Consider the following 17,275-nt stretch of genomic DNA (forward strand, 5'->3'; position numbering starts at 1 on the left):
GTGAAAATCGTCGTCGCGGCCTGCCAGGTCGAAGAAATCATCAAGAAATCCCGTTTCATCGGCATCATCAGTCCCTGCCGTTCCGAAGCCGAGGCGCTTGGGTTTTTAAACGACCTGCACCGACGGTATCCGGATGCCAGCCATATCGTTTACGCCTACCGGATCCAGTCGGCCGACGGACTGATCTGCCGCTTTCACGATGCCGGCGAACCCAGCGGCACCGCCGGCAAACCGATATTTCAACATTTGGAAGGGAAGCAACTGATCAATCTGCTGGTCGCCGTCGTGCGTTATTTCGGCGGCGTCAAACTCGGTGCCGGCGGCTTGACCCGGGCTTACGGCAATGTCGCCAAAGCGGTGATCGAAGCGGCGGACATTGTCGACTACATCGAATTTGCCGAAGTCAGCCTGACCTTGGACTATAACCAATTGCAGCCGCTGGAATACCAGTTAAAAAAATTGGACGGCTGCATTCTGGCGCAGGATTTCAGCGACAACGTGCGCCTGACGGTAAAACTGCCCAAGCACCATCTGGCTTCTCTCAACGCCTTTCTGGCATAAAGCCGGCTCATAGCAGCCCAATGTGACAGCTTTATTGCAGAATTGTTTCCCAATCAGAAACAAGATGTACACAATAGCCGGTATTGTAAATAAAAGAACTAGCTCATATAGTAGAACCGTCTTCATTGAATTGACTGTCATCAGTCAGGGAGAAAACATGAGCAAATCTAACAATCTTTACCGAGACATACTCACTGGTCTGTTTTTTACCTCCGGCGTGTTTGGCTTCATGTCGGGTGAGTTCATTATCTCCACCATGCTGTTCGGAGCCGCCACTATTTCCAGCAATCTGGACTTTAACGGCTCGTTCCGCGCTTAACCTGTTTGTTGTACCTCCTCACGCGATCAAGCAGTAGCTCTGTTTAGCTTAGCCCGCTCACCTGTCCCCAGGTGACGCGGGCATTTTTTTAAAAGCCCCGGCTTTCTTTGATCGTTTCGTAAGCTTTCCTGATCTGCTGCGTTTTCTGTTTGGCCAGCGCCATCATTTCTTCCGGCAAACCTTTAGCCACCAACTTATCCGGATGATGCTGGCTCATCAGCCGGCGGTAAGCTTTTTTGATTTCTGCCTCGCTGGCTGCCGACGACACCCCCAGCGCGGCATAAGCATCCGTCAATTGCGGCGCGGCCGGATCCGAGGTTGATGACCTGCCGCTCTGCTGGCGAAAACGCTGCTGCGCAGCAACCTGGCCCTTGATCAGCCGATATTCGAATTCCGACAAGCCGAGCTGCCGGCAAATATCCGCCAGCAAGGCTTCCTCGCTGGCATCGAACACGCCGTCGGCAAACGCCGCCTGCAATTGGATTTCGACGAACATCCGCAACAAATGCGTACGTCGGTGGCACTCGTTGCGAAATTGCTGCAGCACTTCCGCCAACGGAAAGCCGGTTTGCTTACCCTGGCGAAATAAGTGGATCGCCGCGTCGCGCAATTCCGGCGTCAGCTCCATATTGTCCATGACCCGGTTGGCCAAGCCGATTTCCTCGCTCGACACCCGGCCGTCGACCTTCGCCACATGCCCCATCACGGCAAAGGTCGCGGTAAAAAACGCGGTCTGTACCCGATGCTGCTGGCCCGGATGCAAGGTCTGATCCGCCATGCCTTGCATCCCGGCATCGAACTGGTGTCCGACCGCGGCACCGAAAATGGCGCCCAGCGGCCCGCCCATCAGGAAGCCGAAAGCGCCGCCAACCAATTTACCCAACCAACTCATGCGTTAACTATCCCTCTTTCGATTAATGATAAAATTTCGACCAATATCCACTGACTATCCGCCCCCGATATGAACGTCCCCGCCGCACTATACGAATCCTCTCTGCCGCATCTGAAACTGCTCGGCCGCGGCAAAGTCCGCGACATGTACGAAATCGACGACAGCCATCTGCTGATCGTCACCACCGACCGGATGTCGGCGTTCGACGTGATCATGCCCGATCCGATTCCGGGCAAAGGCCGGGTATTGACCAGCGTCTCCAACTTCTGGTTCGAAAAAATGCGCGACATCATTCCGAACCACTTGAGCGACGATTTAACGCTGGCCGACGTGATTCCCGATCCGGAGCTCAGAGCCCAGGTCGAAGGCCGTGCCATCATCGTCAAACGCCTGAAACCGTTGCCGGTGGAAGCCATCGTCCGCGGTTACCTGATCGGTTCCGGCTGGAAGGACTACCAGCGTTGCGGCGCGGTCTGCGGCATCGAACTGCCGGCAGGCCTGCAACAGGCGCAGCAACTGCCGCAACCGATCTATACGCCGTCCAGCAAAGCCGAAGTCGGCGTGCACGACGAGAACATCAGCTTTGCCGACACCGTGGCGTTGATGGGCGAGGAAATCGCCGGCAAAGTTCGCGACGCCAGCTTGCAACTGTATACCACCGCTGCCGAATACGCCCGCCAGCGCGGCATCATTATCGCCGATACCAAGTTCGAATTCGGCCTGGACGCCGCCGGCACCCTATTCCTGATCGACGAGGCGCTGACGCCGGACTCGTCGCGCTTCTGGCCGGTCGAACAATACCAAGTCGGCATCAGCCCGCCCAGCTTCGACAAGCAGTATTTGCGCGACTACCTGGAAACCTTGGATTGGAACAAAACCGCTCCCGGCCCGAAATTGCCGGAAGAAGTCAGCCGAAAGTGCGCCGAGAAATATCGCGAGGCGGAATTGAAGCTGTTGGGCTGAGCGCTGCCGAATTCAGCCGCATTCGCCTTTATCGGGCTGACGCCGAAACCGCTCAGCCCAGATCCGCATCCCGTTCGCCGGTACTGATCCGCCCGCCCGCCACCGCATCGACGATGTAGACCTTCCCGTCGCCATGGTGGCCGCTACGCGCCACCTGCATGATGGTCTGAAAAATGGTCTCCACCAGATGCTCCGGCGCGAAGATCTCGATCCGCTTTTTGGCCAGAAACGGTTTGTAGTCTTGCACGTGTTCGGTGCGTTCGCGGCCGAAACCTTCGCAATCCATGATCGACATCCCCGGAAAATCCGGAATTTCCATCAAGGCCATCGTCAATTGGTTGAGTTTATGCGGCTGTATATAAGCGCGGATTTCTTTCATGACCATCCTTTAAAGCTCGTCGGCTTCGGCAAAGTAACGGTATAGCGCCGGCAGCAGGGTCAAGGTTAGCAAGGTCGCGCTAATCAGGCCACCAATAATGACCACGGCAAACGGCTTGGCGGTCTCGGAGCCGACGCTGGTAGACAATGCCGCCGGGAACAAGCCCAGCATCGCCATCAACGCCGTCATCACCACCGGCCTGAGCCGGCTGACCGAGCCGTTGACGATCGCGTCGTGCAAGGATTGACCCTCGCGGCGCAGTTTGTTCAACTGCGACACCAGAATCACGCCGTTCTGCACCGCAATCCCGAACAAGGCGATGAATCCTACCGCGGCGGAAACGCTGAGATTGATGTCGGTTGCCAGCAGGATCAATAAACCGCCGATCAACGCAAACGGCACGTTCATCACGATCAGCAAGGCATTTTTAACCGACATGAAAGTCCAGAACAACAACACGAAGATCAAACCCAGACTGATCGGCACGATAATCGCCAAGCGCTTCATCGCTCGCTGTTGGTTTTCGAACTGGCCGCTCCAGACGATGCGATAACCGGGCGGCAACGCCACTTGCGCCGCCACCTTGGCTTGGGCTTCGGCGACGAAGCTGCCCTGGTCGCGGTCGATCAGATTGCATTTGATCGCAATCCGGCGCATGTTTTCTTCGCGGCTGATGCGGGATGCGCCTTGGTTGACCTTGATCGTCGCCAATTCGGACAACGGTATCAATTGCCCCGCCGGGGTTTGCACGGTCAGACTTTCCAGGCCGGATATCGAATCGCGGGCGTTTTCGGCATAACGCAGCGCGATATCGAAGCGGCGTTCGCCTTCCAGAAACTGGGATGCCGCTTTGCCGCCCATGCCGATTTCCAATACCTGTTCCACATCGGCCACGTTGATGCCGTAGCGGGATATCTTGGCCCGATCGATGTCGACGATGACTTGGGCCAGACCGGCTTGCTGTTCAGCGGCGACGTCGCTGGCACCGCGAATGCCGGCCAGGATGTGGGTAATCTGGTCCGCCTTGTCCTGCAGGGTTTGCAGATCGCTACCGAATACTTTGATTGCGATCTCGCCCTTAACCCCGGATATGGCTTCTTCGACGTTATCCTGAATCACTTGGGAAAAGTTGGTCTGAATCCCCGGAAAAATCGCTAGCGCCTTATCCATGGCCTGGACCAGCTCGTCTTTTTTGGCGTAACGCCAGGTTTCCTTCGGCTTCAGGTCTATCAACACCTCCAGATTGTTGAAGCCTTTGGGGTCGGTGCCGTCTTCGGGGCGGCCCAGTTGGGTCAGGATGGTTTTGGCCTCGGCGAAGGTTTCCAAGCGGTCGCGAACCTTGCGTTCGATATCTTTGGCGGTGGTCAACGATACCGGCGTCGGCAGCGTGATGGTCAGCCAGATATTGCCCTCGTCCAGTTTGGGCATGAATTCGGTGCCGATCAAGCGCACCGACAGCACGCTCAATGCCAAGGTGCCGACCGCCGCGAAAAACACCAATCGGGCATGTTTCAACACCCATTCCAGAATGTTGCGGTAATGGTGCTCCATCGCATGTACCAGCGGATTATGGCGTTCGGCCAGCTTGGGCCCGAGTAAATAGGTCAGCATCGACGGGATAAAGGTCAGGCTGAACAGCATCGAAGCCACCAACGCAAAGCTCAGCGTATAAGCCATCGGCGAGAAAATTTTGGCCTCGACCCGCTGGAAGGTAAAAATCGGCAGAAAGGCGATGATGATGATGATTTTGGAAAACAAAATCGGCCGCCCCATTTCGGTCGCGGTATTCAACAAGGATTGCCGCAAAACGCGGATGTCGCCGGTGCGCTGCATATCCAACGTTACCTGCACCATGACCGCTTCCACCAGCACCACGGTGCTGTCGACGATGATGCCGAAATCGATCGCGCCGAGCGAAATCAGATTGGCGGAAATGCCGCCCAAATCGACCAAAATGAAGGCAAACAGCAACGACAACGGGATGATCAGCGTGACCAGAAACGCGGCCATGAAGCGTTGCAGAAACACCAGCAGAATGATCAGAATCAATACCGCACCTTCGATCATGTTGTGTTCTACGGTATGCACGGTGTGTCCGACCAATTCGGTACGGTCGTAAATCGGCGTGATTTTCACGCCCGGCGGCAATCCGAACGCATTCAATTCTTCGATTTTCTGCTTGACGCCGTCGAGTACGCCGACCGCGTCGCGGCCTTTGATCAGCAGCACGATGCCTTCGACGATATCGTCGCGCTGGTTTAGCGAGACGATTCCGGTCCGAGGTTGCGGGCCGACCCGAATGTCGGCGACGTCTTTGACCCGGATCGGCACACCGTCGTTACTGGTGACGACGATTTCGCCGATCTCATCGGCCGATTTCAGTAAACCGATGCCTCTGACTACCAAGGCCTCATCGCCATCCTCGATATAGCCGCCGCCGGTATTGGTGTTGTTGGCCGCAATGGCGCTATAAACCTGATTCAGATCCAGCCGGTAGTTTTTCAGACTATCCGGCCGGACTACAACTTTGTACTCCTTGACGCCGCCGCCATAAGACACCACGTCCGCCACCCCTTGCACCGTACGCAAGCGCGGCTCGATTACCCAATCCTGCAAGGCCCGTTGCTCGGTCAACGGCAGGTGTTTGGCGTCGATTACGTAACGGTAAATCTCGCCAACGCCGGTCGACAGCGGCCCGATTTGGGGTTTAACGTCGCCGGGTAGGTCGGCGCCGCGCAAACGTTCCAGGACTTGCTGGCGGGAGAAATAGTCTTCGGCGCTATCATCGAAGGTCAGCGTAACAACCGATAGGCCGAAAATCGATACCGAGCGCATGTTGATCAGATGCGGCAAGCCGTTCATCTCCCGTTCGATCGGTAACGAAATGATCTTTTCCACTTCCTCCGGCGCTTGGCCGGGAAATTGCGTCACCACCTGCACGAACACGTTTTGCACGTCCGGAAACGCCTGTACCGGCAGATTCTCGAAGGCAACGATGCCGGAAACGGCGATAGCTAAGGTGGCGCCGATCACCATCAGGCGCTGTTGTAAACAAAAAGCGATAACGCGGGCAATCATCTCGGCAATCCTGGGCTAAGAGTTGGCATCGTTAACATCTTCCTCGGCGCGCAACACCAAGGCCCCCTCGGTCACCAACTGCTCTCCGGCTTGCAAGCCCTCGGTAACCACCGCGCGATCCTTCAACCGCAAGCCGATTTTTACCGGCCGCTGCCGATAATGGTTTTCGTCGACGGCGACAAACACGTAGTCGGAGTCGTCTTCGGTGAATACCGCGGTTAAAGGCACGACGATGGCTTGGGCATCCGGCGGGCTCTCGACATCGATGGTGGCGTACATGCCGGGCAGCAAGCGGCCGTCCGGATTCGGTAACGCACAGCGCACTTGTACGCTGCGGGTGGTTTCGTTCAGGACTTGACCGACGTACTCTACCGTCGCCGGAAAGGCTTCGCCCGGATAGGCCGGCACCGAGATTTTCAGTTGCTGACCGGGTTTGATCTTGGCCAGATTGACTTCGAATACGTCCATGACCACGGTCAGCCGTTGAATATCGGAAATGACGAACAGCGGCTTGTCCAAGCCAGGACTAACCTCCTGCCCCGGATTGACGTTACGCTCCACCACGACGCCGTTTATCGGCGAACGCAATGCAAAGCGGGCATCATTCTGGCCCAATCCCAGTTTCAGATTTTTCAAGCGATTTTGCGCACGTTGCACTTCGCTCCGGGCCTGACTCAGATCGTCCTCGGCCTGTTCCAGCTCTTTGCGCGAGACAACCTTGCCTTGATATAGCTCTTGCTGGCGCCGGAATGAACGATCGGCCAAGGTCAATTGCGCTTGCGCCTTGGCGTAGTCGGCTTGGGCATCCGCTACCTCCGGGCTATGCAATTCCAGTAACGTGGTTCCGGCTTGTACTTTACTGCCTAGCGGCAACGGATTGCTCAGCACTCGGCCGGTTACCGGAGAACTGATTCGGGAGGTCGCACTGTCGTTATAGGCGATTTTGCCGGCCAGCGGTTCGAGCAACGGCGGCCGGGTCAGGGTCAACGCGCTGGTTTTGACGTAGGCTTTTTTCGGCGAATCGGGGGTCAGGTAAACTTCGCCGACTGGCGCATGCGCAACCGACTGAGGCTGATTTTTATCGGCGGAGTCGGAACAGGCATTCAGCACTAACAATGCCAGCAACCCAAACAGTGTGGAGTAACGACGTAAACCGAAAATCGCTTGCTTATTCATGAAGTAGGGTATGTACATATGAAGTTACCGGCATTTACCGCGAGCCCACGCTTGCGGCAGCATTTTCAACACTGGGTTCGACGCCCAACGCTTTGCTTAAATCGAAGTAGGCATTCGTGCGATTGATCATGGCCGCGTAGTAGTCGCGCATCACGCTTTTATAGCTGCGTTGTGCTTCGACAAAATCCAGCACGCCGGTCGCGCCTTTTCTGAAAGCCAGTTCCGCGCTGTCGCGTACGCTACGGGCATCGTCTAACAGACCGCCATCGAAGCGTTGCACGATCTTGTCGGCGCTGTTCCAGACTGCCAACGCGCTGACCACGTCGTTGCGGATACCGAGTTCGGTTTGTTCGACCGCCAGCTGCGACTGGTTCAGACTGACGGTAGCCTTGTCCGCTTCGCCCTGATACTGGTAAAACAAGGGCAGTGGCACGCTGAAACCGACGAAAGCCGAATTTAATGCGTTGTTACTCGGGTCGCGGGCGTAGCCGGCGTTGACAGTGACATCCGGGTATTTCAAGCGCCGCGCCAGCTCCAGTTCCTTTTTCGCTTGTTCGGCGCGTTGTTTGTCGGCTTGCAGGTCGGGGCGCTGTTGCAAGGCCCGGTCGATCAATTCGTTCTTGTCGCGGGTTTGGCCTATATCGGCTAACGCTGGCCAGGCGTCCTTCGCTTCGATACGTAAACTCTGTTCGGGCCAGCGCAGCAGCACTGCCAGCGCCGCTTGCGCCTGCTCCACAACGGCTTGGGCACTATCCAGATCGGATTGGGCGCGCAAACTTTCCATTTTCACCCGCAAATAATCGGCCTCTGCAATATCGCCGCTTTTCAGCCGCAAATCGTTAGCCTGACCTATCTGTTGGTAATGATTGGCAATTTCCTGCGCCAGCCACCGGTTTTTTTGTGCCTGTAACAAATCGAAGTACGCATCGCGCACCATATTGCTGAAGATGCGCACGGCATCGCGCAAATCACTCTCTGCCGCCTGTGTCGCAAAACCGCTGCTTTGCATCCGCAGCCCGCGTTTACCGGCAACTTCGATTAATTGGCTGAAGGAGAAATATTCGGCCGGTCCGCACGATACGCTGGGGCTATGGTTGCAGCCGGTGGCATTGGACCCCATGTTGGGATTGTTACTGATTTCGGAGACTTGGATGCCGAATACCGGATTAGGAATCGCCCCGGCCAGCACTTGCTCGGCGCGCGTCTGGTCGATGTTGTATTGCGCGGCAATCAGGTCCAAATTGCGCTGGTAAAACAGGGCGACGACCTCATCGACCGACAGTTGCGCTTCTTGAGCATTTGCCGAACCGTACCCAAGCCAGATCGGGCAGGCGACTGCAAGCAAACGGAGGTAGAAATTTTTCATTAGCAGTAAGCGTCTTCGATTAAGCGGTGTTAACCCCGGAAAGCAACCTTTAGGCCACAAAAATTGATCTGCCGCTACTCGTCTTGGAGCGCACGCAAAACCCAACGATTGTACCAAATTAATATCGAGGCGCTATTAATATACGTCTGACGCTGTGTTTCTGAATGGTCTGCAGGAAATTTTGGCTGGAGGCCGGTTCAAATCAACCGAATCAGACCGGTTGAAATAACACGCAACCTTTTTCTCCAACAGTTACGCCAAAAAAAAGCCGGCGCTAAGCCGGCTTCTCGCTGTATTTGATGGGTGCTTGGTTAACTTAACCGGCCGCGGCAGCGGCAGCGGCAAGATGTTGATCGTAGTAAGCGCTACTGATTCTGTAGCCGCGCGATTTTAATTCTTTCGCCAACCCCGGGCTCATCTTTTCCGGGCTTATATGCGAAATGACTTTACCGAATTTTTTGATGTTATAGCGCATAGCAATCATCTCCAACCTCCAGTGATATCGACCTAAACCGAACGTTTTCGAACGCCGCTACGACAGGCTACCACGCGCAAAATTCCCTGCTTCCACCAATTAGCAAATTTTTACCGGCAATACTTCGGCATTCGCTCCTTGAGCCCCGTCTTCCGCAACCCACGAACGATTTGACGAAAGGCATAAAAAAGCCGCTGTTTAAAGCGGCTTTCGATACCCCGGTTGAACCTATTCGCTATGCGTTATTGCTCCGTTTCGGCCGGCTCCGCAGGCATAATGTCTTCAGCAGTAACGTCCTCGGCGGCTTCAGGCTTTACCGAATCGCATTTGCCCTCGAGCAGATCGTAAGATCCAGCCCAGCAGCGGGCGGCGACGTAGTACTTGGCATAATCGATAAAGGCGACGCCGGAACAATCTTCGTATTTTATTGCGGGAGCCGCGCTGGCATCCTTATCGTCGAAAGTTCGCAAAACCTTGCAATAGTTGACTTCCCTGGCTTGAACCACGCTGCTAACCAGACCGAGCAGCAGGACTCCACAAATTTTGTTGACCGAACTCATTTTTAGCATCCCCGAAAATTGAAACTGTTGCGCATGTCCAAACAGAGTGACGAATTTCGGCAAATTCGTCAACCGTAAACGGCACAATTCGATGCCAGCCAAATAATCGGTCAATGCGTTTCTGCGCTATGCCAGGCTTCAGCCATCAAATCTATAAATTCTTTGCCGACCACGCGTATCAATTGCAACGCCGCAATAACGACCAAACCACCGATTACCAAACCGGACAACATGACGACGACCATCTTCATACCCACCCCCGAAACTAACCGCAAAAATAAACTAGGGAGGGCGAGTATTCACACAAAACCGGCAAAAAGCAACTAGATTAAAGTTCAGTTAAAGCATTGATTATTCAGGACTTAAACATGTCAACCGCTTACATCTCAATGTTAATGTAAATTCGCAGATCAAGCGTTACCGTCTCAGCCCCGAGCTAAGGCTCAAACACAAATCTGTGAACCGACTCACGAAACCAGCTATCGCTCGATTTATTGAAGCAATCCGCGCCGTCAAATACCGGTAAGACGTTATGCACTCCGGCCCGGATTTCTCGATCGTTCGCGGCGGGCCTTGAAGAAGTCGCCGAGCAAGTCGGCGCAAACCGTTTGCAATACCCCGCCGGTCCATTCCACCTTGTGATTTAAAAATTCCGCATCACTGAGTTGCAGCGCATGGCAGACCGCCCCGCGCTTCGGATCGTAAGCGCCGAACACCAGGCGCCTGACCCGGGCGTGGGCAATGGCACCCATACACATCACGCAGGGTTCCAACGTCACATACAGCGTGGTATCGATCAAACGGTAGTTGTCGAGGACTTGGCCGGCTTTGCGCAACGCGACGATCTCCGCGTGAGCGGTCGGGTCGTTGGTTTGGATCGGTTGGTTCAAGCCTTCGGCGATACAACGGTTACCGAGCACCAGCACCGCGCCTACCGGCACCTCGCCTTGGTCTTCGGCGCGCTGCGCCAGCCGGATGGCATGGCGCATCCATTCGTCGTCGTTCATTTCAGACCGTGGCTTTGTTCAGGCGGTCGTTAACCGCGGCCCAGGCTTCGTTATCGGGCGGTTGCTCGATCAGAATCGTATCAAGTTGCAGATTGTCCAGAGCCCGAAGCGAGCTGTAGAGGGCCGGTTCGTATAGTTCGGCATCGGCCGGCAGCCGGAGAATATGCAGACAGGGAATTTCAGCAATCTCGGCGCTGAATGCCAGAATGCCAATGTGTTGGCCTTTGGCGCAGAGGTCGTCGGCCATCGCAATCAAGGTATCGGCCGGACAGAGCAAGGCCATCGTGTTGGGCGCATAGTGCACGGCCATCATGCCCGGCGCCCGAATCTTGGTTTGCGAGGAGAGTCGAATGTCGGCATGCAATACGGCTTTGAGTTGGCTACGGGTAATGCGGCCGGGGCGGAGGATGGTCGGGACCTGGTCGCTGAGGTCGATGATCGTCGATTCCACTCCCACCGCGCAGGGGCCGCCGTCCAGAATACAAGCCACACTGGCGTCCAATTCTTCGGCCACGTGCTGGGCTTCGGTCGGACTGATGCGGCCGAAACGATTGGCCGATGGCGCGGCGACGCCGCCGCCAAACGCCTGCAGCAAGCGCAACGCCACCGGATTGGCGGGCACCCGCAACCCCACGGTATCCTGGCCGCCGGTCACCGCCAGCGGCACCGACTCGCGTTTTTTTAAAATCATCGTCAGCGGACCCGGCCAGAATTGTTCAGCCAGCCGCCAGGCAGCCTCCGGTACCTGGTCGGCCCAATCAGCCATTCGCTCGGCACCGGCAATATGCACGATCAACGGATGGTCCGCCGGCCGGCCCTTGGCCGCAAAAATTTTCGCCACCGCCTCCGGATTGGACGCGTCAGCGCCCAGGCCGTAAACAGTTTCAGTCGGAAACGCGACTAGCTGACCATGGCGCAGTAAGTCGGCGGCGTGCTGGATGGATGCTTCGGTGACGGGGGTTGGTTTCACGGTAGAGCCGGACGAAAGGTCGAATACAAAAACAGCGGACGGGCCAATCGCTTCATGGCCGGCGCGCTGCACACCTTGGCGGTAAAGTTTAGGCGATTAAGCAAAGCGCGCTATTTTACCTTTCGTCTTGCTGCTTTTCTCTCAATTTATTTCCACCAATACCTCGTTGGGGTTAACCGCGTCGCCTTTAGCCACATAAATGGCTTTGACGCTGCCGGCAATCGGCGCGGTGATCTCGGTTTCCATCTTCATGGCTTCGGTGACCAGCAAGGCTTGGCCGGCGTTGACTTTCTGGCCTTCCTTGACCAATACGTCGATGATGTTGCAAGGCATGCTGGTCACGACATCGCCCGGCTCGCTGGGCCGACGCCGCTTGCTGGCGATCGCGCTTTGCACTGCACCTTGGGCGCCGCCGTCCAGCACGATTTCGTCCAGCGTCTCAATGACGATCTCTTCCGGCATGCCATCGACGGTGAAGTAAAAATGCCGCAAACTTTGATTTTTGGGGCCGGCACCGGTGACTTTAACGTGGTATTGCTCGCCGTGCAGCGCCACATTAAATTCGGTCGGGGCTTTTTTAACTTCGCCCGGCTTAGCCGCTTCTTCCAATTCCAATGGCTCCGGCACCAGATTGTCGGTGGAGCGCAATTCCAAAAATTGTTTACCGATTTCCGGAAACATCGCGTAACTCAGCACATCTTCATCGTTCAAAGCCAGATGAGCAATTTCGTTGCGCAGATGCTCGAATTCCGGTTTCAATAAATCCGCCGGCCGACATTCGATGATTTCCTCTTTACCCACCGCCTTCGCCAGCAATTGCGGATTGACCGGCGCCGGTGCCTTGCCGTAGCCGCCGTGCAGATAACGTTTGACCTCGTTGCTGATGGTCTCGTAGCGCTTGCCGATCAACACGTTCAGCACCGCCTGGGTGCCGACGATTTGCGAGGTCGGCGTCACCAGCGGCGGATAGCCCAAGTCTTTGCGCACTTCCGGGATTTCTTTATACACCTCGTCGATCCGGTCCAGTGCGTTGCGTTCTTTCAATTGGTTGGCCAGGTTTGAGATCATGCCGCCCGGGACTTGGAAGATGTGGACGCGGGTGTCGATGCCGGTAAATTCGCTTTCGAAGCGGCGGTATTTTTTGCGGACTTCGGCGAAATAGTCGTTCACCGCTTGCAGCTTATCCAAATCCAGCCCAGTGTCGTAATCGGTACCGCGCAGCGCGGTGACCAACGATTCGGTGGGCGGGTGGCTGGTGCCGCCGGCCCAGGAGGATAAGGCCGTATCGACATGTTCGCAGCCGGCTTCGATGGCCTTGAGCTGACACATTTCCGCCAAGCCGGCCGTGGCATGGCAATGCAGGTGCAGCGGCAAATCGACGGCATCTTTCAAAGCTTTGATCAATTCGCCGGCAATATAGGGGGTCAGTAAACCGGCCATGTCTTTGATGGCAATCGAGTCGCAGCCCAAATTGACCAAGCCTTTACCCAGTTTGATAAAGCTGGCGATGTCGTGTACCGGGCTGGTCGTGTAGCAGATGGTGCCCTGGGCGTGCTTGCCGGCGGCTTTGGTGGCTTCGATCGCCGTTTCCAGGTTGCGGATGTCATTCAGCGCGTCGAAGATTCGAAACACGTCCATGCCATTGCGGGCGGCAGTCTCGACGAATTTACGCACCACGTCGTCGGAATAATGCCGATAGCCCAGCAGGTTTTGGCCGCGCAACAGCATTTGCAGGCGGGTATTGGGTAAAGCGGCTTTCAGTTTGCTCAGTCTTTCCCATGGGTCTTCCTTTAAGAAACGCAGACAGGCGTCGAAAGTCGCGCCTCCCCAGCATTCCAGAGACCAATAGCCGATATCGTCCAGCATGGCGCAGGCCGGTAGCATATCTTCGGTGCGCATCCGCGTGGCGATCAGGGATTGGTGGGCGTCGCGGAGGATAACGTCGGTTACATAAACTTTGCTCATCTTGGTGTCCTTGGCTTACAGGCCGGTATGGGAAGCGACAACCGCCGCCAGCACGCTCGCCAGAATTTCCGGTCGCGGCTTGTTGGAATAGTTGATGAGGTCAGGATTAGCTTCGACAAAGCCGGTGTTGAACCGACCACGGCGAAAATCCGGATGACCGAGAATTTTTAGATAATAGGGAATGGTGGTTTTGATGCCGAACAAGCCCATGTCTTTCAAGGCGCGTTCGCCGCGATTGATCGCATCTTCCCAAGTCATCGAGCTGACGATGACCTTGGCCAGCATCGAATCGTAAAACGGCGGCACTTCATAGCCGGTATAGATGGCGGTGTCGGTGCGCACACCGGGACCGCCGGGGGCATAGTAGCGGGTAATGTGGCCGAAGCTGGGCAGGAAATTATTTTTCGGGTCTTCGGCGTTGACCCGAAATTGAATGGCATAGCCGCGGCGCACGATTTCTTCCTGCTTGAAGCGCAGCGGTAAACCGGCAGCAACCCGAATTTGTTCTTCGACGATATCGACGCCGGTGATGGTCTCGGTGATGGTGTGCTCGACTTGCACCCGGGTATTCATTTCCATGAAATAGAAGCGACCGTTGGCATCGAGCAGAAACTCCACGGTGCCGGCGTTGGTATAGCCGACCGCTTTGGCCGCCATTACCGCCAAGCCGCCCAGGTACTGGCGTTGCGCTTCATCCAATTGTGGCGACGGCGCAATTTCGATCAATTTTTGGTTGCGGCGCTGCACCGAGCAATCGCGCTCGTAAAGATGGATGGTGTTGCCGAAGTGGTCGGCCAGCACTTGCACTTCGATGTGAATCGGGTTGACCACGCATTTTTCCAAAAACACGTCGGCGCTACCGAAGGCCTTGGTCGCTTCGGAAATCACCCGCTGGAAGTTTTGGCGGAGTTCGTCGGGATTGTCGCAACGGCGGATGCCGCGGCCGCCGCCGCCCGAGGTGGCTTTCAGCATGATCGGGTAACCGATCTGTTCGGCGACTTGCAAGGCATGATCGACACTGTCCAAATTGCCGTCCGAACCCGGCGTAACCGGCAGGCCGGCGGCCTTCATTGCCGCCCTAGCCTCAGTCTTGTCGCCCATCCGGTGAATCACGTCGGCCGACGGGCCAATGAACACCAGACCGCGCTCCTGGCAGGCTTTGGCAAACTGGGCGTTTTCGGACAAAAAGCCGTAACCGGGATGGACTGCGTCGCAACCGGTGCGCAAGGCCAAATCGACCAGACCGTAAATATTCAGGTAACCGGCCAGCGGGTCGCTACCGATATAGTGCGACTCGTCCGCCTTTTTGACGTGTAGGGCAAACCGGTCTGCCTCGGAGTAAATCGCCGCCGAACGGATGCCCATCTCGGCGCAGGCGCGAATAATGCGGACGGCGATCTCGCCGCGATTGGCGATCAGGATTTTGCGTAGCATGATTTTTCCATTGCGGTTCGGGGACGCTTACTACTCTAACAAGTTATCGATATCTTTCAACCTTAAAACCGGTGGGTATCCAGCTTGGCGGCACTCCGGCAGGCAAGCCGAAAGCTGCCGGAAAATGTCGCTCTGTAATGCCTCTGAAACCGGCATCACCGATCGGACAACTTGCTGCGTTAGCCACAATTTGTGGGTTTCCCATGTCGCAATCCGCACACAGTCCCCGGGTAAGTCCCCACAATCCCTGCTAACCAGCCCTATTGAAATTGGCACATATGATGCTATCCTGATAATGCACAGGAAGCCTGGGCCTAGGCTCAGGGTTGTCACCTCCAAAGTAATCAATGATTTTCGAGGTTCATTATGGAAAAAAACAAAGCTCTACTTCTGGTTTTACTGTTGTTCTGCCTACCACTCGCGGCTGCCCTGGTACCAATAACGGCAAGGGCTGTTCCAGACTGGTCACAGGCAGTGTTCCTCAATCCGCCCCAACAATTCGCCACAGCTTTATCTTGGAGCGACACCGCACTCAGCTTTGCCGAACAAGCAGAGCGCGACGCTAGCTCAGCAGTCCGCGAAACTGTAACCGATCTGCAACACTGGCTGGATTTCGGTATGCAAGCCGCATTTTTCGGCTGGCTCGGTACACCCTCGTTGCTTGAAGCGTTACCGCTGCAAAATCTGAAAGCCGCCCTCCCTGGTACGGTTTGGTTTCTGCTCGGCAGCCTTTTGGCTATTTTAAGCCGTAAAAAACGCAGTATCGTATCCTGACGCCTGCCGGCTTGCGTGACCGGACCGGCGCCGCTCCGGTCACGTCTGTTTTGATTGCTTCCAAAGCACATCTAACATCACAAGTGCGGCGACCAGCCGCGCGACAACTTCGCTGCTCTGTCATTAGCGGCGGCTTATTTGGCAGCGGCCGAGATTTGGCTAATAATTGCCGCAGGCTATTGCAGCCGGTTGGTACTTTGAACAGCTTGTTAGCCATGAACTTTAGGAATCGCCGATGCCTCACTCCGTACCCGATACGGCAGACCAATTTCAGTTCCGTACACTTCAGCCGGAAGATATCGGCGCATGTATTCGGATTGCGATAGCTAATTTCGACGAATTCCGCCACCATCCGGAATACATACACCGATGGTTCGAGCAACGGATCACGCATAACCCCTGGCAAAACGCACTGCCGGGCCCCGGCGTTGGCGTTTGGCTAGACTCGCGTCTGGTAGGCTTCAGGGCCATGTTTGCTCAACCTTGGTGGTTGAACGGGCAGTCTAGGATAATCGCCTTCGGCGCAAATACATGCATCGACTCGGAATTCAGAGGCCAGGGCCTGGCGACCCGGCTGATTCGATTCAGCTGTGGCTTGTCCGACATCAACGGCAGCGTCACGGCCGGCATTATCACGCAGAAATCCTTCGGAGCTTGCGGCTTCCTCAAAATCGGCGGCGAATCCAACGATTTTTTTCGGCTAAGGATCGGTTACCGCGGTTCTTGGGAGAAGCGGGTCGGCAACCGATTAGGGCAAATTCTGGGCAGCTTTTGCGACCTCAGTTTACGTTGGCGCGACAGAAAATTGTCCCATCCCGACTTCACTATGGCGGAAATCAGCCATTGCGGCTCCGAGTTCGATTCACTGTGGGAGCGCGCCAAAACGGCCTACCCGTCGTGCGCGGAACGCAGCAGCCGCTATTTGAATTGGCGCTTGTTCGAATTCCCGACCTGCCCGTTGCAAATGCTGGCGTTGCGCGACCGCTCGGGGGAATTGCGCGCGTACGCCATCTGGCACCGGCAACAGCTCGCCGAGTCGATCGATATGGCCGTACTGCGCGACGTGTTCTACCCGCCGCAGGACGAACCGGCTATACGCGGTTTGCTGTACCACTTATTCGCTTACTGGCGGAAACTCGGTATCAGTTGGGGCAACCTCGAAGTGGCTTCACCACGATTGACTGCCTTATTCCGGGAACTGGGGTACGAGGCCTTGAGCTCGCACGGCAACCGCTACCAGATCTACAGCAACCCGGCGCTAGCGGAGAATGTTTTAACCGATTGGTACCGGAGCGGCATCGACGGCGATTATTTCGACCATCCGCTCTGACAAATAGCCAATATCAGCCAATGTAT

General features: G+C 56.0%; 16 protein-coding genes. 5 read left to right on the forward strand and 11 right to left on the reverse strand.

What is annotated here, in order from left to right; genetic code table 11:
* A complete protein-coding gene (locus tag AC0IM9_RS08325; RefSeq protein ID WP_482803688.1) occupies nt 1-561 on the forward strand; it encodes an IMPACT family protein in 561 nt (186 codons plus the stop codon).
* A 157-nt stretch (nt 562-718) separates the two neighbouring features.
* Nucleotides 719-880: a hypothetical protein gene (locus AC0IM9_RS08330; protein WP_186289501.1), complete on the forward strand. Its 162-nt coding sequence runs from the start codon at nt 719-721 to the stop codon at nt 878-880.
* 88 nt (nt 881-968) lie between these two features.
* On the opposite strand, the gene djlA is transcribed toward AC0IM9_RS08330, so the two are convergent.
* Nucleotides 969-1,772, reverse strand: coding sequence for a co-chaperone DjlA (gene djlA / locus AC0IM9_RS08335; protein ID WP_482803689.1), 804 nt, complete (start codon nt 1,770-1,772; stop codon nt 969-971).
* Between the two features lie 69 nt (nt 1,773-1,841).
* Here djlA and AC0IM9_RS08340 point away from each other — a divergent pair, with 69 nt between their 5' ends.
* The gene (locus tag AC0IM9_RS08340) at nt 1,842-2,735 is read left to right on the forward strand and encodes a phosphoribosylaminoimidazolesuccinocarboxamide synthase (RefSeq protein WP_445371699.1); all 894 of its coding nucleotides are present in this window, start codon (nt 1,842-1,844) and stop codon (nt 2,733-2,735) included.
* 52 nt (nt 2,736-2,787) lie between these two features.
* On the opposite strand, the gene AC0IM9_RS08345 is transcribed toward AC0IM9_RS08340, so the two are convergent.
* From AC0IM9_RS08345 to AC0IM9_RS08390, 10 genes are all read right to left on the reverse strand, one after another.
* Nucleotides 2,788-3,114, reverse strand: coding sequence for a P-II family nitrogen regulator (locus AC0IM9_RS08345; protein ID WP_482803690.1), 327 nt, complete (start codon nt 3,112-3,114; stop codon nt 2,788-2,790).
* A 9-nt stretch (nt 3,115-3,123) separates the two neighbouring features.
* Nucleotides 3,124-6,192 (reverse strand): efflux RND transporter permease subunit, encoded by a 3,069-nt coding sequence (locus AC0IM9_RS08350; protein ID WP_482803691.1) that lies wholly within the window; start codon nt 6,190-6,192, stop codon nt 3,124-3,126.
* A 15-nt stretch (nt 6,193-6,207) separates the two neighbouring features.
* Nucleotides 6,208-7,386: an efflux RND transporter periplasmic adaptor subunit gene (locus AC0IM9_RS08355; protein ID WP_482803692.1), complete on the reverse strand. Its 1,179-nt coding sequence runs from the start codon at nt 7,384-7,386 to the stop codon at nt 6,208-6,210.
* A 16-nt stretch (nt 7,387-7,402) separates the two neighbouring features.
* Nucleotides 7,403-8,734, reverse strand: coding sequence for a TolC family protein (locus AC0IM9_RS08360; protein ID WP_482803693.1), 1,332 nt, complete (start codon nt 8,732-8,734; stop codon nt 7,403-7,405).
* 717 nt (nt 8,735-9,451) lie between these two features.
* Nucleotides 9,452-9,769 carry a hypothetical protein gene (locus tag AC0IM9_RS08365; RefSeq protein WP_482803694.1) on the reverse strand — a complete coding sequence of 106 codons (318 nt, stop codon included), beginning with the start codon at nt 9,767-9,769 and terminating at the stop codon, nt 9,452-9,454.
* 110 nt (nt 9,770-9,879) lie between these two features.
* A complete protein-coding gene (locus AC0IM9_RS08370) occupies nt 9,880-10,020 on the reverse strand; it encodes a hypothetical protein (RefSeq protein ID WP_186289503.1) in 141 nt (46 codons plus the stop codon).
* Nucleotides 10,021-10,299: 279 nt separating this feature from the next.
* Nucleotides 10,300-10,776: a tRNA adenosine(34) deaminase TadA gene (tadA, locus tag AC0IM9_RS08375; RefSeq protein WP_482803695.1), complete on the reverse strand. Its 477-nt coding sequence runs from the start codon at nt 10,774-10,776 to the stop codon at nt 10,300-10,302.
* Nucleotide 10,777: 1 nt separating this feature from the next.
* Entirely contained in the window at nt 10,778-11,746 is a 969-nt protein-coding gene (locus tag AC0IM9_RS08380) for an L-threonylcarbamoyladenylate synthase (RefSeq protein WP_482803696.1), read from the reverse strand.
* A gap of 141 nt (nt 11,747-11,887) precedes the next feature.
* Entirely contained in the window at nt 11,888-13,711 is a 1,824-nt protein-coding gene (gene oadA, locus AC0IM9_RS08385; protein WP_482803697.1) for a sodium-extruding oxaloacetate decarboxylase subunit alpha, read from the reverse strand.
* A 15-nt stretch (nt 13,712-13,726) separates the two neighbouring features.
* On the reverse strand, nt 13,727-15,145 hold the full coding sequence (locus tag AC0IM9_RS08390) for an acetyl-CoA carboxylase biotin carboxylase subunit (RefSeq protein WP_482803698.1): 1,419 nt from the start codon (nt 15,143-15,145) through the stop codon (nt 13,727-13,729).
* A 366-nt stretch (nt 15,146-15,511) separates the two neighbouring features.
* Between AC0IM9_RS08390 and AC0IM9_RS08395 the strand changes: the two genes are divergently transcribed.
* Together AC0IM9_RS08395 and AC0IM9_RS08400 are read left to right on the forward strand one after the other, a co-directional pair.
* Nucleotides 15,512-15,919 carry a hypothetical protein gene (locus tag AC0IM9_RS08395; protein ID WP_278210456.1) on the forward strand — a complete coding sequence of 136 codons (408 nt, stop codon included), beginning with the start codon at nt 15,512-15,514 and terminating at the stop codon, nt 15,917-15,919.
* A 235-nt stretch (nt 15,920-16,154) separates the two neighbouring features.
* Complete coding sequence (locus tag AC0IM9_RS08400) at nt 16,155-17,249, forward strand: hypothetical protein (protein ID WP_482803699.1); 1,095 nt, start codon at nt 16,155-16,157, stop codon at nt 17,247-17,249.
* The last annotated feature ends 26 nt before the right edge of the window (nt 17,250-17,275 follow it).

The sequence above is a fragment of the Methylomonas sp. Uni0011 genome (genome assembly GCF_056850255.1).